This window comes from Bradyrhizobium sp. Ses1 (assembly GCF_059512365.1).
Map to the genome: position 1 here is coordinate 32,388 of NZ_JCAMOQ010000062.1, position 15,693 is coordinate 48,080.

Annotated in this window: 13 protein-coding genes; 5 read left to right on the forward strand and 8 right to left on the reverse strand. The window is 65.3% G+C overall.

Features of this window, described 5'->3' with window-relative positions; genetic code table 11:
* Positions 1 to 125 precede the first annotated feature (125 nt).
* A complete protein-coding gene (locus AC5ZG5_RS40115) occupies positions 126 to 2,291 on the forward strand; it encodes an anthranilate synthase component I (RefSeq protein WP_130228193.1) in 2,166 nt (721 codons plus the stop codon).
* Positions 2,292 to 2,408: 117 nt separating this feature from the next.
* Positions 2,409 to 2,948, forward strand: a complete 540-nt coding sequence (locus AC5ZG5_RS40120) for an adenine phosphoribosyltransferase (RefSeq protein WP_028167448.1) — start codon at positions 2,409 to 2,411, stop codon at positions 2,946 to 2,948.
* A gap of 135 nt (positions 2,949 to 3,083) precedes the next feature.
* On the opposite strand, the gene AC5ZG5_RS40125 is transcribed toward AC5ZG5_RS40120, so the two are convergent.
* The 8 genes from AC5ZG5_RS40125 to AC5ZG5_RS40160 all read right to left on the reverse strand — a co-directional run bounded on the left by AC5ZG5_RS40125 (position 3,084) and on the right by AC5ZG5_RS40160 (position 12,775).
* Entirely contained in the window at positions 3,084 to 3,752 is a 669-nt protein-coding gene (locus AC5ZG5_RS40125; RefSeq protein WP_456646205.1) for a P-loop NTPase family protein, read from the reverse strand.
* A 60-nt stretch (positions 3,753 to 3,812) separates the two neighbouring features.
* Positions 3,813 to 4,562 (reverse strand): P-loop NTPase family protein, encoded by a 750-nt coding sequence (locus tag AC5ZG5_RS40130; RefSeq protein ID WP_456646204.1) that lies wholly within the window; start codon positions 4,560 to 4,562, stop codon positions 3,813 to 3,815.
* A 167-nt stretch (positions 4,563 to 4,729) separates the two neighbouring features.
* Positions 4,730 to 5,947, reverse strand: a complete 1,218-nt coding sequence (locus tag AC5ZG5_RS40135) for a M48 family metallopeptidase (RefSeq protein ID WP_456646203.1) — start codon at positions 5,945 to 5,947, stop codon at positions 4,730 to 4,732.
* A gap of 149 nt (positions 5,948 to 6,096) precedes the next feature.
* On the reverse strand, positions 6,097 to 6,657 hold the full coding sequence (locus AC5ZG5_RS40140; protein ID WP_456646202.1) for a LemA family protein: 561 nt from the start codon (positions 6,655 to 6,657) through the stop codon (positions 6,097 to 6,099).
* Between the two features lie 110 nt (positions 6,658 to 6,767).
* Positions 6,768 to 7,736 carry a small ribosomal subunit Rsm22 family protein gene (locus AC5ZG5_RS40145; protein WP_456646201.1) on the reverse strand — a complete coding sequence of 323 codons (969 nt, stop codon included), beginning with the start codon at positions 7,734 to 7,736 and terminating at the stop codon, positions 6,768 to 6,770.
* A 119-nt stretch (positions 7,737 to 7,855) separates the two neighbouring features.
* On the reverse strand, positions 7,856 to 11,317 hold the full coding sequence (gene smc, locus AC5ZG5_RS40150; RefSeq protein WP_456646200.1) for a chromosome segregation protein SMC: 3,462 nt from the start codon (positions 11,315 to 11,317) through the stop codon (positions 7,856 to 7,858).
* A gap of 202 nt (positions 11,318 to 11,519) precedes the next feature.
* The gene (locus AC5ZG5_RS40155) at positions 11,520 to 12,176 is read right to left on the reverse strand and encodes a DsbA family protein (protein WP_130231715.1); all 657 of its coding nucleotides are present in this window, start codon (positions 12,174 to 12,176) and stop codon (positions 11,520 to 11,522) included.
* 119 nt (positions 12,177 to 12,295) lie between these two features.
* Positions 12,296 to 12,775 carry a DUF721 domain-containing protein gene (locus tag AC5ZG5_RS40160; RefSeq protein WP_028167440.1) on the reverse strand — a complete coding sequence of 160 codons (480 nt, stop codon included), beginning with the start codon at positions 12,773 to 12,775 and terminating at the stop codon, positions 12,296 to 12,298.
* Between the two features lie 129 nt (positions 12,776 to 12,904).
* Here AC5ZG5_RS40160 and mutY point away from each other — a divergent pair, with 129 nt between their 5' ends.
* The 3 genes from mutY to AC5ZG5_RS40175 all read left to right on the forward strand — a co-directional run bounded on the left by mutY (position 12,905) and on the right by AC5ZG5_RS40175 (position 15,181).
* A complete protein-coding gene (gene mutY / locus AC5ZG5_RS40165) occupies positions 12,905 to 14,005 on the forward strand; it encodes an A/G-specific adenine glycosylase (RefSeq protein WP_456646199.1) in 1,101 nt (366 codons plus the stop codon).
* Positions 14,006 to 14,066: 61 nt separating this feature from the next.
* Positions 14,067 to 14,486 carry a PaaI family thioesterase gene (locus AC5ZG5_RS40170; RefSeq protein WP_456646198.1) on the forward strand — a complete coding sequence of 140 codons (420 nt, stop codon included), beginning with the start codon at positions 14,067 to 14,069 and terminating at the stop codon, positions 14,484 to 14,486.
* Positions 14,487 to 14,563: 77 nt separating this feature from the next.
* Positions 14,564 to 15,181 carry a glutathione S-transferase family protein gene (locus tag AC5ZG5_RS40175; protein ID WP_456646197.1) on the forward strand — a complete coding sequence of 206 codons (618 nt, stop codon included), beginning with the start codon at positions 14,564 to 14,566 and terminating at the stop codon, positions 15,179 to 15,181.
* Positions 15,182 to 15,693 lie beyond the last annotated feature (512 nt).

The following is a 15,693-nucleotide window of genomic DNA, read 5'->3' on the forward strand; positions in this document are numbered from 1 at the left end:
CCACCTCCTCATAGGTGGCCGGTGCGATTTCATTTAAAATATCGTCGAAGGTCGCCATCGCAGTGCGACGGTCCCTTCGGTTGTCCTGTGTGGCGCTCCCTCGTTAAGTCTCGTAAGAGGAACACATGAACAGGACAGTCTTCTCCCTGCCGGCGAAAAGCGAGTACCGCACCAGTGGCGGGCTTGCGGTCACCCGTGTGGTCGAACAGTTCACCGGCAATGCCGGCCGCCTCGATGACCTCATTGATCTGCTCGACCGCCGCCGCGGCGTCGTGCTGTCCTCGGGCACAACCGTGCCCGGGCGTTACGAGAGTTTCGATCTCGGCTTCTCCGATCCGCCGCTGGCGCTGGAGACGTCAGGCACGAACTTCTCGCTAGCAGCGCTGAACAAGCGTGGCGAGGTGCTGATCGCCTTCCTCGGCGACGTCCTGCGCGAGCCCTGCATCGTCATCACCGAAAAGAGCGCGGCGCGCCTCGCGGGCCATATCATCCGCGGCGAAGCCCCAATCGAAGAAGACCAGCGCACCCGGCGCGCCAGCGTGATGTCGCTGGTGCGCGACCTCGTGGCGGCCTTCTCGTCCAATGCGGATCCGCTGCTCGGTCTGTTCGGCGCCTTCGCCTACGACCTCGTGTTCCAGATCGAGGACCTCGTGCAGAAACGGCCGCGCGAGGCCGACCAGCGCGACATCGTGCTGTACGTGCCCGATCGGCTGCTCGCCTATGACCGCGCCACCGGCCGTGGCGTGGTGCTGACTTACGATTTTGCCTGGAACGGCAAGTCGACCGAGGGCCTGCCGCGCGAGACCGCCGAGAGCCGTTACGTCAAGACGGATCGGCAAGGTTTTGCGGATCACGCGCCCGGCGAGTATCAGGCGACGGTGGAGGTCGCGCGCGCGGCGTTCGCCCGCGGCGATCTGTTCGAGGCGGTGCCCGGCCAGCTCTTCGCCGAGCCCTGCGAGCGCTCCCCGGCGGAAGTGTTTCAGCGGCTGTGCCGCATCAACCCGTCGCCCTATGGCGCGCTGATGAATCTGGGCGAGGGCGAATTCCTGGTGTCGGCTTCGCCGGAAATGTTCGTCCGCTCCGACGGCCGGCGCGTGGAGACCTGTCCGATCTCGGGCACAATCGCCCGCGGCAGCGACGCGATCGGCGATGCCGAGCAGATCCGCCAGCTCCTGAACTCGGAGAAAGACGAGTTCGAGCTCAACATGTGCACCGATGTCGACCGCAACGACAAGGCGCGCATATGCGTGCCCGGCACCATCAAGGTGCTGGCGCGCCGCCAGATCGAGACCTACTCAAAACTGTTCCATACGGTCGATCACGTCGAGGGCATGCTGCGTCCGGGCTTCGACGCGCTCGATGCCTTCCTCACCCATGCCTGGGCGGTGACCGTGACCGGCGCGCCGAAATTGTGGGCGATGCAGTTCGTGGAAGACCACGAGCGCTCGCCGCGGCGCTGGTATGCCGGCGCGATCGGCTGCGTGAATTTCGACGGCAGCATCAATACCGGGCTCACCATCCGCACCATCCGCATGAAGGATGGGCTGGCGGAGGTTCGCGTCGGCGCCACCTGTCTGTTCGACTCCGATCCGGCGGCCGAAGACCGCGAATGCCAGGTGAAGGCCGCAGCCCTGTTCCAGGCGTTGCGTGGCGATCCGCCGAAGCGGCTCTCCAGCATTGCCCCCGATGCCACCGGCTCCGGCAAGAAGGTGCTTCTGATCGACCACGACGACAGCTTCGTGCATATGCTGGCGGATTATTTCCGCCAGGTCGGCGCCGCCGTCACCGTGGTCCGGCACATCCATGCCCAGGAGATGCTGAAGCAGAAGAGCTGGGACCTGCTGGTGCTCTCGCCCGGTCCGGGGCGGCCGGAGGATTTCGGGATCGGAAAGACCATCGGCACCGCGATCGAGAAGAAGCTGCCGATCTTCGGCGTTTGCCTGGGCGTGCAGGCGATCGGCGAATATTTCGGCGGCCAGCTTGGCCAGCTCGGCCAGCCCGCCCATGGCCGCCCCTCGCGCATCCAGGTGCGGGGCGGCCGGTTAATGCAAAATTTGCCGAACGAGATCGTGATTGGCCGCTACCATTCGCTTTATGTCGAGCGCCAGAGCGTGCCTGATGTATTGTCGGTGACGGCGACCACGGAGGACGGCATCGCGATGGCGATCGAGCACAAGACCTTGCCGGTCGGCGGCGTGCAGTTCCATCCGGAATCGCTGATGTCGCTCGGCGGCGAGGTGGGCCTGCGCATCGTGGAAAACGCGTTCCGGCTGGATGCGGAGGCGAATTGAGGGGACCGGTCATTGCGAGCGAAGCGAAGCAATCCATATCTCCACCTGCGGAGACATGGATTGCTTCGTCGCTATCGCTCCTCGCAATGACGGTGGAGACACGAAAGCGAGACAGCAATGACATTTGACCTCGACCTGAAGGCCGCCGTTCGTACCATTCCGGACTATCCGAAGCCCGGCATCCTGTTCCGCGATATCACCACGCTGCTTGCGGACGCCCGCGCGTTCCGACGGGCGGTGGATGAATTGGTGCATCCATGGGCTGGCTCGAAGATCGACAAGGTCGCCGGCATCGAGGCCCGCGGCTTCATCCTCGGCGGCGCGGTGGCGCACCAGGTCTCCGCCGGCTTCGTGCCGATCCGCAAGAAGGGCAAGCTGCCGCACACCACAGTGCGGATCGCCTATTCGCTGGAGTACGGCCTGGACGAAATGGAGATGCATGCCGATGCCGTGCATCCCGGCGAGCGCGTGATCCTGGTCGATGATCTCATCGCCACCGGCGGCACCGCGGAGGGCGCGGTCAAGCTCCTGCGCCAGATCGGTGCCAACGTCGTCGCCGCCTGCTTCATCGTCGACCTGCCCGAACTCGGCGGCGCCGCCAAGCTGCGCGCGATGGATGTCCCGGTGCGGACGCTGATGGCTTTCGAAGGGCATTGACGCTGCCCTCGCGTAGAGGCCGTAGGGTGGGCAAAGCGAAGCGTGCCCACCATCGCGAGCGCGGTGCTGGATGGTGGGCACGGCGCCAGTGCGCCTTCGCCCACCCTACGGCACTGTAGCCCTACGGCTACGAAGCTACGACCGCTGCAGCATCACGCTTAGTTCGAGATCGCGGAAGATCGTGTAATTGCGCCGGATCCACTGATGCAACTCGGTGGACGAGTCCTTCTCGTGCCGGAGATAGCCGGTGAAGGAGAAGTTCAGCCGGTCGATATAGGTCTTCAGGAACACCGGCAGCGCGCTGAAGCGGAGCACCCGGCCTTGGCCCATGGCCGCGGGCAGTTCGCCGCGCACCACGAATTCGTTGTCAATGGTCATCAGCGCCCGCGGCGGGATCTGCTGGCGCAGCATCTCGTAGCTGCGTGCGGAGGCACGGTCGGTATCGGCGACGAACAGGATGACCGGCGCGACGTGGCGGCGCAGCGCTTCCTTCATGAAGCCGATTTCGTCGATCATCTTGAAGAATTCGTCGAAGGCGTGGTAGCCGATGTCGATCACCTTCGCCAGCCCGTCATTGACGATCAGCCGGTCCATTAGCTGCATCTTGCCGTAGGTGTCGATGACATCTGCCGTCTCGGTGGTCCTGGGCAGGTAATCGAGCAGCGACGGCTCCTTCAGGTTGATGTCGAAGGACATCACATCGCCGTTCTTCAGCAGCAGAAATTCGCTCAAGAGCCGCGCGACCAGGGTCTTGCCGACCTGGGGGCGGGGCGAGCAAATGATGTAGACGGGCGTAGCTGACATCGCCTGCTATATCAGGCGATTTTCCTGCCTAATCCAGCCCCGCATCCCCCGGAGGCGCGACTATTTTTCGCCGCCGCGCGTCACCGACTTGGCACCGACCAGATCGGTCAGCTTGATGCGGTCGAACTCGCTCCAGACATTGGCGAGCCAGTGCCGGACATAGCCGCGGAGCACGAACGAATAGTTCGCGGCTTCGTCGTGCGGGCCCTTGTTGGCGACGAATTTGAGGAACGGGACGGAAGCGACCTCGACCTGCTCATAGGCCATCTCGTTCAGCTTCGGGATGGTCAGGTCGGTGGCATCCTTGATGCGGTGGAAATAGGAATTGTAGGTCGACTGGTCCCACTGGAAGAACTGGGTGTCGTTGATGAAGTTCTTCACCAGGAAGTATTTCGCGCCGCTCATGAAATTGGCGGTTTCGGCGATCTCGTCCAGCGAAGCGATCGAGGGGCCGAGGATATGGAACACCGCGAAGGTGATCTGGCCGGACCGGGCCGCATCCAGGAAGCCGATGTCGCGGAGCGAGGCCAGCGCCGGCGATAGCAGGCCGGCGCGGACGTCGATCACGGTGACCATGGAGCCGGCGTTAAGCGTGTCGAAGATCTTCATCTGGTCCGCGGTCGTCGTCATGTCGACGATCTCAGTGATCTCAGGATGGAAGCGCTTCAGCGTTCCCCGCGGCGATTCGGTGTCGAAGGCCCGAGTCCCGACGTTGTTCGCGTTGAAATAATCCAGAAGCGTCCGAGATACGGTCGTCTTGCCGACCCCGCCCTTGTCCGCGCCCACCACAATCACGACTGGCTTTGCCATGGAAATCCCTTAAGACACGCCCCCGACCGCGAGGGCGCGATCGGCAAGTCCCCATTCCTGCTTTGGGCGCGAACATGGCAGAAACAAGGGAGAATTCAATTCCTTGAATGCCAAGTGACGCGTTTGGTAGGAATTTTCTTAATGAGTTGAAGGGCGTTAGGCCACAATCAAAAATGTCGGCCCCAAGGCCCCTGAAGCGGACCCTGACCAGGCTGTTGCTGCGACTGGCCGGCCGGCTCGGCTGCGTCGTCCCAGGGGCCGCGCGAAGGGCCGCGCGGAGCGGGAGGCGGAAGTTCGCCTTGTGCCGACGGTTCCTGCGCACCTTCTTCGGGACTAGCTGCGGGATCGTCCGGCAGGGCGGTCGGCCCGGGATCATGGCCGCCGGCGAACTTCACCAATGCGTCCACCCGCGATTGTACCGAGGGATGGGTCGCAAACAGGTCGGCGAAGCCCTCCCGCGGATTGTCCACGCATAGTTCCATCACAGCCGAAGTCGCACCCGGCAATTCGCCGCGATTTTCGATCTTGCGCAGGGCCGAGATCATCGCATCGGGGTTCTTGGTCAGTTCCACCGACCCGGCATCCGCCAGATACTCGCGCGATCGCGACAGCGCCAGCTTGACGACCTGCGACAACAGCCACGCCGCCACGATCAGGACGATGGCGATGATGATCACGATGATCGCGCCGCCGCCCGAGCCCTTGCGATCGGACGAAGATGAGGAGGAGGATGATGACGACGACGAAGAGGAGGACGACCAGCCGCCGCTGGAATTCCAGGACAGGTTGGTGAACATCCGGAAGAACAGTTCGCCGAAGAAGCCGACCGCGCCGGCGATGATGACCGCGATCACCATCAACTGCACGTCGCCGTTGCGGATGTGGGTGAGTTCGTGGCCGAGCACGGCCTCGATCTCCTGGTCGTTCAACGCCTGCAACAGCCCCGTGGTGACCGTGACGGAATATTGGCGCCGGTTCAGCCCGCTCGCGAAGGCGTTCAGCGCGGGGCTGTTCATGATCTTCAGCTTCGGCATCGGGATGCCACGGGAGATGCAGAGATTTTCCAGGAGATTATAGAGCCGCGGCTCTTGCTGCCGCGTCACGCTCTCGCCGCCGGTGACGGCGTCGATCATGTTCTGGTGGAAGAAATACGCGATCACGATCCACAGCGCCGCGCCGATCGTGGCATAAGGGGAAGCCGAGATCAGGTCGTGCAGCGCCCGCGTCAGGTAATCGTCGACTGAGCGGCCGCCGTCGATCATGACCTCCGCGACCAGTGCGCCGGCATAGACCAGCACGTAGATCAGGACGAACAGCCCGGCAAGCAGAAGCATCGAACGAAACTTGTTCGACGCGATATGGGTGTAGAGACCGTAGGCGGCCATGCTGGACGTCCGCTAACCACCGTCATTCCGGCGCGCGCGAAGCGCGAGCCCGGAATCCATCGTGCCGCAGGCGATGCGGTGAAATGGATTCCGGGCCTGCGCCTTGCGGCGCATCCCGGAATGACGGAGAAGATGTAGTGTCATCTCGCCTAGAACTTCACGCTCGGCGCGGTCTCGACTTCGGCGCGGCTGGCGCCGAGGTCGAAGAAATCCTTGCGGGTGAAGCCGAACATCCCGGCGAACAAAGCGGCCGGGATCTGCTGGATGCCGGTGTTGTATTCCTGGACCGCGTTGTTGAAGAAGCGGCGGCTAGCCGCGATCTTGTTCTCGAGGTCGGAGAGCTCGCTTGCGAGCTGCTGGAAATTGGCGTTGGCCTTCAGGTCCGGATAGGCTTCCGACAGCGCGATCAGGCGGCCGAGGGCGCCGCTTAGCTGGTTCTCGGCGGCGCAGACCTGCGCCGGTCCCTGCGCTGAGATCGCGGAGTTGCGCGCCTTGATCACATCATCCAGCGTGCCGCGCTCGTGCGACGCATAGCCCTTTACGGTCTCGACCAGATTCGGCACCAGGTCGTGGCGCTGCTTGAGCTGGACGTCGATGTCGGCAAAGGCCTGGTTGACGCGCTGGCTCAGCGCCACCAAACGGTTGTAGGCGGCAAACGCAAACAGCACGAGGACGACGATGACGCCGAGAACGATCCAGCCGGTCGACATAAAAAAACTCCTGATGGGATCAACCCGCGAAACCTAGACGAAAATCGGCGCGCGCGTCGACCTGCCCCCAGCGGCAGGCATGTGTTGGTCGGATCGGGCAGGGAATTAGTTCAAGCGTTCGGCACGGCATCGCCCCATCGCCAGCGCCGGGCGTGGGCATAGTCGGCCTTGGCGCGGCGGGGGATCATTGCAAACGAGAGGCCGGTCGGTGTGCAGAGCTTTGCACTCACTTCCGCTTTGCCGACGACGGGTTGCGCCAGTACGCGGGACGGGCGGTTCGCGCTGGGTGTCCGCGTCAGCGCGACATAGGCAAACCGCTCGTCCTCGAACGGCACCTCGGCGCCCTTTACCTGCATGTGCGCGCGCGAGCGGGAGAGCCGCTGGCTGAAATGGCACCAGTCTGGCGCCTGAAGCGGGCATTGTTCGTCGTGCGGGCAGGGCGCTGCGACATGTGCGCCGGCCGCGATCAGTTCCGCCCGCAGCGCGATGATCCGCGCATAGCCCGCGGGCGTGCCGGGTTCGACGATCACAAGCGCCTCGCCCGCCTTTTCCCACATCAGGCGTGCGAGCGCGGCTCGCTCGGTCTCATCGATCTCGCCGACCATGTAGCTTGCGACGACAATATCCGCCCGTTCGGCGTCGGCGAGCAGCTTCCGCGCCGGCCCCAACTCATAGCGCGCGCCGCGCAGCCGCGTGCCGGCGAGCTCAAGCGCCAGTGCGCGCAAGCTGGCGTTGGCATCGAGCAGGGCGAAGCGTTGCAGCGACGAGAAGGCTTGCGCCGCCGCCCAGCTCGCCGTAGCCGGCCCGGCGCCGATATCGAGCAGCGACGTCGGCGCGAAATCCGGCCTGATTTCGACGAGCGCATTCAGGCTGGCGGCGACGGCCGCGTAGGTCGCGGGCATCCGCGCCAGCGCATAGGCGAGCGCATCGGTCTCTGATTTGATCGTGCCCGAGCCGCCGCCGTCGCGGTAGGTCCGGGAGATCGCGGCGGCGCGACTTGCTGCCTCATTGCGCGAAACCCCCTGCAGCCTCGCGTCGAGTGCCGCTTTCAGTTCGGCGGGAAGGTCGGGCGAGATCATTTCTAGCGCACCATCCCTCCGTCATTGCGAGCGAAGCGAAGCAATCCATGGCGCCGCTTGCGGAGAGATGGATTGCTTCGTCGCTGTCGCTCCTCGCAATGACGAAGCTGACGCTCCGCTCACGCCACGTGCTGATCCAGGATGCCGACTGCGCCTTCGAGGTCGACCGAGACCAGTTGCGACACGCCGCGCTCGGCCATGGTGACGCCGAACAGCCGGTTCATGCGCGCCATGGTGATCGGGTTGTGCGTGATGACGATGAAGCGCGTCTCGGTCGAGGCCGTCATCTCGTGCAACAGGTTGCAGCAGCGCTCCACGTTGTGGTCGTCGAGCGGCGCGTCGACCTCGTCCAGCACGCAGATCGGCGAAGGGTTGGTCAGGAACACCGCGAAGATCAGCGCCAGCGCGGTCAGCGCCTGCTCGCCGCCCGAGAGCAGCGACAGCGACTGCGGCTTCTTGCCAGGGGGCTTTGCGATGATCTCGAGACCGGCCTCGAGCGGATCGTCGCTCTCGATCAGGTGCAGCGCGGCCTCGCCGCCGCCGAACAGCTCGACGAACAAGCGCTTGAAGTGGCTGTTGACGGTCTCGAACGAGGTGAGAAGCCGCTCGCGTGCTTCGCGGTTGAGGCTCTGGATGCCCTGGCGCAGGCGCTTGATCGCTTCGACCAGGTCGTCGCGCTCGGTGGTGAGCCCGGTGTGCTGGGTCTCCACCTCGCGCAGCTCTTCCTCGGCGCGCAGATTGACGGCGCCGAGGCGTTCGCGATCGCGGCGCATCTTTTCGAGCTCTTCCTCGATCTGGCCGACCGGCGGCAGTTCGGCGCCCGGCTCGATCTCGGCGAGGCTGGCCAACGCCTGCGGCTCAACCTCGAGCATGTCATGGACCTCGCGCTCGATATCGGCGAGCCGACGCCGAGTTCCTTCCATCCGCTCCTCGGCGCGGGCGGTCGCCTCGCGGGCGCTCGACAGCGCTTCCAGCGAGGCCTTGGCGGTGCGGTCGGTCTCCGCCATCGCGGTCTCAGCAGCGGCGAGCGCGTCGGCGGCGCCGCGGCGATCGTTCTCGGCGTACTCGATCTCGCTGATCAGCGCGCTGCGCTTCTCCGCAAACACCTCCGGCGCATTGACGAGCTCCTCGCGCTCTGCGGTCAGCTCGGTGATGCGGGCCTCGATCGTTCCGATCTGCGAGGCGCCGCTTGCTTTGCGGTTCTGCCACTCATTGCGCTCGGCGAGGATCGCCTGCACGCGGCGGTCGGCGAGCTCGGCTTCACGAGCCAGCGCCTGCGCTTCGGCGCGCACCTGGGCGGCCACACGGCGCCGGTTCTCGATCTCGCTCCGGACCGCGCCGAGTTGGCTTTCAGCCTCGATGCTCGGCGGCAATTCGGCGAGCGCCGCATCGGCGTTCTCGTGCGCGGCCTCGGCTTCCGCACGGTCGGCGGCGAGGCGGTTGTGCGCTTCCGTCAGCGCGGATTTGCGCGCGGCGTGGCGGTTGATCTCGCGCTCGGCTGCGGCATGGCGCTCGCGCGCGGCATCGCCCTCGCGACGCGCGGCACGCACCGCCTCGCGCGAGGCGGTCTCGGCGGCGGAGGCGGCGCGCAATTCGGCTTCCGCATTCTCCAGCGCCTGCCGCTTGGTGATCACCTCGTTGCGCGCCTGCTCGAGCTCATGCTCGATGTCGACGAGGCGGGCACGCTCGGCGAGGCGCCGCGCCGCGCCGGTCGGGGCGTGGGCGGCGGTGACAAAACCGTCCCAGCGCCAGACGTCGCCCTCGAGCGACACCAGCCGCTGGCCGGTCTTCAATTGCGACACCAGCTCCGCGCCGCGCTCCTTCGCCACGACGCCGATCTGGGCGAGGCGGCGCGCCAATTCCGGCGGTGCCTGCACATGATTGGCAAGGCAATCGACGCCTTCGGGCAGCGCCGGGTCCTCGCTAGCGGGGACATTGGTCCAGCGCATCGGTGCCGAGGGATCGACGGGCGCATCGAGATCGTCGCCGAGCGCGGCGCCGATCGCCTTCTCATAACCCTTGGCGACCGTGATGCCGTCGATGATCGGCGGCCACAGATTCTTGGTCTCGCCATTGAGGATCTTGGAGATGGTGCGCGCCTCGGTCTCGAGCCGCTGCACGCGCTTCTCCGCTTCGGTCAGCGGGCTGCGCGAAGCTTCGAGCGTCTGCCGCGCGACCACGTGACCGGTTTCGCTCGCCTGCACGGTGGCTTCGGCCTCGGCCAGCGTCTGCTGCGCGGTCTCGACCGCGGCGGCGAGCACATCGATATCGCCCAGCGAGCCGGTTTCCTGCGCGAGGCGCTCCTCCTCGGCCTGGACGCTTGCGATCTCATGGTCGAGCCGGGCGAGCCGGTCGCGATGGGTGCGCACGCCGGCTTCGAGCTGGTTGCGCTTGGCGGTGAGGTCGGCAAGCTCCGTGGTCAGCTCGGCGAACCGGCGCTCGGTTTCGGCAAGCATGGCTTCCGCTTCCGCGACGCGCTCGTCGACGCCGGAGCGCTGCTCGACCCGAGACTTGATCTCTTCCTTCAGCTCGGCGTCCTCGGTGTCGAGCCGCTGCAGCGCGACGTCGGCGTCTGCCGTCTGTTGTTGCTCGCGCGCGATGTCGGCAACGAACTGCGCCAGGCGCCGGTCGAGTTCGGAAACGCGTTCCTTGGCACGCTCCTCCTCGCGATCGAGCATCTCGCGCGCATTGTTGAGCCGCTGCAGGCCCGCGGCGGCGCGGGCTTCCGCCTCGCGCAGCGCCGGCAGTTCGGCCGCGCGGATTGCCTGGATGCGCGCGGATTCCGCCTGCTCGCGGGTGCGCTCGGCCGCCTCGCGAACGGCGAGATCATGCGTCTGCGCGGCATCGTTGACGTCAGCGTGAGCCTCGATCCAGCGCAGGTGGAACAGCATCGCCTCGGACTTGCGGACCTTCGCGGCGACCTCGCGGTAGCGGATCGCCTGCCGCGCCTGTTTCTTCAGCCCGTCCATCTGGCCGGTGAGCTGGCCGATCACGTCCTCGACGCGGGTGAGGTTGGTCTCGGCTGCCTTCAACCGCAGTTCCGCTTCATGGCGGCGGGCATGCAGGCCGGCGACGCCGGCGGCATCTTCGAGGATGCGGCGGCGCTGTTCCGGCCTGGCCTGGATGATCTCGCCGACCTTGCCTTGGTGCACCAGTGCCGGCGACCGCGCGCCAGTCGCGGCATCGGCGAACAGGAGCTGCACGTCGCGCGCGCGCACGTCACGTCCGTTGATGCGATAGGCGGAACCCGCCTCGCGCTCGATGCGGCGGGAGATTTCCAGGAGCTGGCTGTCATTGACCGCGGCCGGCGCCGTGCGATCGGAATTGTCGATCGTCATCACGACTTCGGCGTGGTTGCGCGCCGGGCGATTGCCGGAACCGGCGAAGATCACCGCGTCCATGTCGGCGGCGCGCAGTGACTTGTGCGAGGTTTCGCCCATCGCCCACCGCAGCGCTTCCACCAGGTTGGACTTGCCGCAGCCGTTCGGTCCGACCACGCCGGTCAGGCCCGGCTCGATCATGAAGTCGGTGGGTTCAACGAACGATTTGAAACCGTGGAGGCGTAGGCGCGTGAGCTTCATGAACACAAATCTCTGTTGGCCGGGCGCGAATCTCCCAGCCGTGACAGTACCATGAAAGGCAATGTCGGTAATGCAGGCGGACCGCTCGCTGCGGCTGTGGCCGCGACAATGGCGAGGCCGGAGCGCACCGGCAACCGCCGCCTCGGGCTTTTCCCAAGGCTTTTGCTTGGTTTATCTGATGTTGCGAATAGCTGTGGACGAATCAGCTTTTCAACAATGAATTGATGCGCTTGCTGAATTCATCGAACGAGGTCTCGCCCTTCAGCATCTCGCCGTTGATGAAGAAGGTCGGGGTCGAATTCACCTTCAGCACGTCGTTGGCGTATTTCTGGTCAGCGGCGATCTTGTCGAGCAGCGCCTGGTCCTTCAGGCAATCCTCGACCTGCTGCTGGCTGAGGCCCGCCTGCTTGCCGATTCGCGTCAGCGTCTCCGTGGTGTTCTTCATCACCCAGTCGTTCTGCTGGCGGAACAACAGGTCGATGACTGCGAAATATTTCGGCGCGTCATCCTTGGCGATGCAGCGCGCCAGCATCGAACCGGCGGCGGCCTTGATGTCGAGCGGGAATTCGCGGAACACGTAGCGGATCTTGCCGGTGTCGATGAATTCCGACTTGATCTTCGGGAATACCGTGTCGTTGAAGTTCGCGCAGTGCGGGCAGGTCATCGAGGCGTACTCGGTGATGGTCACCGGGGCGTTCTGCGGGCCGAGCGCCATGTCCGGTAGTGATTGCGGCTTGGCGACATCGGCGGCGGTCTGCGCCATCGCCTCCGAAATCAGGCGCAGCGGCGAGAGACCGATCAGGGCGGCAAGACCAGTCAGTGACAAAGCAGCGGTGAAGGCGCGGCGCGTGATGATCAAGATCGGCTCCCGGATTGGCGCATGCACGCCTAAAAGAGGTCTAAAAAAGCGAGCTTTCGCTAGCTTGAAATGGTGATTGTGGCAATGCTGCGCTCCAAGGCCCGCCGCGCAAAAAAGTCTCAATTTCGCTTGATCGAGGCCCCCAATCGCGCCAGTGCGGCACGCAGCGCCTCGTCCTCCACGGCGGACAGGGTCTTTTCGACCGCCGCCACCGCCTTGGGGTCCGGCGGCCGCGGCCGCACCGGGCGCTCCCGCCGGGACAGAGGCGCCTGCCGCAGCGCCAGCCGGCCGACCGCGTGCCAGCCGAAGAAGCGGTTGACCCGCTCCAGAATGCGGTCGGAGGAATGCTGGATCTCCAGCGCCATCGGCCCCTCGACCCGGAGCACCAATGTTGCCGGCTCCTGCGGCTGCCCCTCCACCGGCCGCGGCCATTGCATCTTCATCGGCTCCGAATACCGCGCGATCTCGGTCCCCGCGATTTCCGCCCACCGCGTTACCAGCTCGCGCGCGGCGAATCCCTGCTTGGCATAGGCGTCGGAGAAGACGTCGTTGAGCAGGATAGAGAGCGGCTTTGCGCTGATCGGGCCGGGTTTTGACATGGGTCCTTATAGCACTTTGGGATTGACCCCAGGAACCACCCCGATTCCGGTACGAAGAAAGGCGTGGATGGCCGGGCCAAGCCCGGGCATGACGTGGAGAGATTCGGGCGCCAACATTAAAGTCATCGCATGAGGTCTCGCGCAGCCACCACGACAAAATCACGACAACCGCCTGACGCGGTCGCCGCACGTCCCGCCCTGCTGCTGGCCTGGTATGACCGGCATCGCCGCCGGCTGCCGTGGCGCGCGCCTGCCGGTGAGCGGGCCGATCCGTACCGGGTGTGGCTGTCGGAGATCATGCTGCAGCAAACGACGGTCAAGGCGGTCGGGCCGTACTTCGAGAAATTCGTCTCGCGCTGGCCGGATGTCGGTTCGCTGGCGCGCGCCTCGCTGGACGATGTGCTGCGGATGTGGGCCGGGCTCGGTTACTATTCCCGGGCGCGCAACCTGCACGCCTGCGCGGTGGCGGTGCTGCGCGATCATGGCGGCATCTTTCCCGATGATGAGGAGGGGCTTCGCACGCTGCCGGGGATCGGGCCGTACACGGCCGCCGCAATCGCTGCGATCGCCTTCGACCGCCGCACCATGCCGGTCGACGGCAATATCGAGCGCGTGATGTCGCGGCTGTTCGCGGTCGAGGAGGCGTTGCCGCAGGCCAAGCCGCTGATCCAGCAATTGGCGAGTACGCTGCTCGGTCCTTCTCGCGCCGGCGACAGTGCACAAGCGCTGATGGATCTGGGCTCCTCGATCTGCACGCCGAAGAAGCCGGCCTGCGCGCTGTGCCCGCTCAACGACGATTGCGCAGCGCGCGCCCGCGGCGACCAGGAGAGCATTCCGCGCAAGACACCGAAGAAGACCGGCGCGCTGCGCTCGGGCGCGGCCTTTGTCGTCATCCGCGGCGATGAGCTCCTGGTCCGCACCCGCCCCGAGAAGGGTCTGCTCGGTGGCATGACGGAAGTGCCGACCTCCGACTGGCTGGCCGGACAGGACGACGCGGCTGCACTCGAGCAGGCGCCATCTCTGAAGGGCGTGACGCGCTGGCACCGCAAGGCCGGCGTCGTCACTCACGTCTTCACGCATTTTCCACTCGAGCTTGCGGTCTATACCGCAACCGTTCCGCCGCGCACGCGGGCGCCAGAGGGGATGCGCTGGGTCCCGGTCGCCACCCTCGCGGACGAAGCGTTCCCGAACGTGATGCGCAAGGTGGTCGCGCATGGGCTCGGCACGTGAGGTTGCTGACAGCATGCTGGCAGTAGCCTTGCGTTAGCGAGGAGCACCAACGGAGGCTCCCATGATCGCGACCGCGCTTGACCGACTTGCCACGCCGCCCTGCTCGAGGCTGCTTGGCTGGCACCTGCTCGATGCGCGCCCGGACGAAGGCTGGATCCGGATCGGCTTCGAGGGCAAGCTGGAGTTTTGCAACCCGGCCGGCTTTATCCAGGGCGGGATGTTGTCGGCGATGCTCGACGACACCATGGGCCCGGCGGTGTTCGTCATGACCGACGGCAAGCTCTACACCGCAACCATCACGATGACGGTGAATTTCCTGGCGCCGGCGAAGCCGGGACCGATCCTCGGCGAGGCCAGGGTCACCCAGCTCGGCAAGACCGTCGCCTTCGTGGAGGGCAGGCTGTTGGCGGAAGACGGCGTCGTGCTCGCGACGGCATCGACCAGCGCACGCCTGGTGGAGACGGCAAAGGCCGTTCGCTGAGGCAGCCAGTCGGCGCGGGGATGGACGGGGCAAGAGCGCGCCGTTAACTTCGTATCCCTCTGAATGAGGGATGAAACATGCTCAAGCTCTATTACACCCCCGGCACCTGCGCGCTCGCCTCGCACATCGCGCTCGAAGAGGCCGGTGCGCCCTATACGATCGAACGGATCGACTTCAAGACCAACCAGCAGAACAGCCCGGACTATCTCAAGGTCAACCCGAAGGGACGGGTGCCGGCGCTGGTCACCGATCATGGCGTCCTCACCGAGACACCCGCGCTGCTCGCTTTTATCGCGCAGAGTTTTCCGCAGGCGAAACTGGCGCCGCTCGATGACGCCTTTGCGTTCGCGCAAGTGCAGGCGTTCAACAGCTATCTCTGCTCGACGCTGCATGTCGCGCATGCCCACAAGATGCGCGGTTATCGCTGGGCTGCGGACGAATCCTCCTTTGCCGACATGAAACGCATGATCCCGAAAACGGTCGGTGCCAGTTTCGCGCTGGTCGAACGCGACATGCTGAAAGGCCCGTGGGTGATGGGCGAAGCCTTCACGATCTGCGACATCTATCTCTTCACGATGGCGCAGTGGCTGGAGGGCGACGGCGTCGATCTGGCGGCATTGCCGAAAGTGGTCGATCACCGAAGCCGCATGGCCGCGCGGCCCGCGGTGAAGAAGGTGCTGGACGCGGAGGCGTGAGCGGTTTGTAAGAGTGGCGAGGCTTTGTCGTAGGATGGGTAGAGCGCAGCGAAACCCATCGCGACGGAGCAAGCCGCGCGAATGATGGGTTTCGCTCCGCTCCACCCATCCTACGATTCCAGTGAACCTCGCACCGGTGTCGTCCCCGCGAAGGCGGGGACCCATAACCACAGGGAGTTGTTGTGGGGCGAGCAAGCGGTTGCAGCGGAGCACAATACAAAGGCCTGCGGTTATGTGTCCCGGCTTCCCGGCTACGCCAAGGGGCTTCGCCGCGGCGCGCAAGCCCGGGACGACGGGGGTGAGTGCTGATTCAAATGTCAAACAGCAGTGAGGATGTGAGGTCGCGTTCTCGCGGCGCGTTGCGTCCGAGCTTTGCGCTACTTTCCGTCCTCCTCGATGGCAGAGGGCGCAGGGAAAGCCGGGTGCCGGTTGCAGCCATGGGTCCCGTGCAACAAAAAGCACGGGGGTAGGACCACAGGTTCAACCGAAGCATTCCGGCTTTCCCTGCGCGA

Bases quoted from the DNA above. Each gene is read 5' to 3' on its own strand.
- AC5ZG5_RS40135 (WP_456646203.1), bottom strand. From the start codon at position 5,947: ATGGCCGCCTACGGTCTCTACACCCATATCGCGTCGAACAAGTTTCGT.
- mutY (WP_456646199.1), top strand. From the start codon at position 12,905: ATGAGGTCTCGCGCAGCCACCACGACAAAATCACGACAACCGCCTGAC.
- AC5ZG5_RS40140 (WP_456646202.1), bottom strand. From the start codon at position 6,657: ATGTCGACCGGCTGGATCGTTCTCGGCGTCATCGTCGTCCTCGTGCTG.
- AC5ZG5_RS40115 (WP_130228193.1), top strand. From the start codon at position 126: ATGAACAGGACAGTCTTCTCCCTGCCGGCGAAAAGCGAGTACCGCACC.
- AC5ZG5_RS40130 (WP_456646204.1), bottom strand. From the start codon at position 4,562: ATGGCAAAGCCAGTCGTGATTGTGGTGGGCGCGGACAAGGGCGGGGTC.
- AC5ZG5_RS40175 (WP_456646197.1), top strand. From the start codon at position 14,564: ATGCTCAAGCTCTATTACACCCCCGGCACCTGCGCGCTCGCCTCGCAC.
- AC5ZG5_RS40145 (WP_456646201.1), bottom strand. From the start codon at position 7,736: ATGATCTCGCCCGACCTTCCCGCCGAACTGAAAGCGGCACTCGACGCG.
- AC5ZG5_RS40170 (WP_456646198.1), top strand. From the start codon at position 14,067: ATGATCGCGACCGCGCTTGACCGACTTGCCACGCCGCCCTGCTCGAGG.
- smc (WP_456646200.1), bottom strand. From the start codon at position 11,317: ATGAAGCTCACGCGCCTACGCCTCCACGGTTTCAAATCGTTCGTTGAA.
- AC5ZG5_RS40120 (WP_028167448.1), top strand. From the start codon at position 2,409: ATGACATTTGACCTCGACCTGAAGGCCGCCGTTCGTACCATTCCGGAC.
- AC5ZG5_RS40160 (WP_028167440.1), bottom strand. From the start codon at position 12,775: ATGTCAAAACCCGGCCCGATCAGCGCAAAGCCGCTCTCTATCCTGCTC.
- AC5ZG5_RS40125 (WP_456646205.1), bottom strand. From the start codon at position 3,752: ATGTCAGCTACGCCCGTCTACATCATTTGCTCGCCCCGCCCCCAGGTC.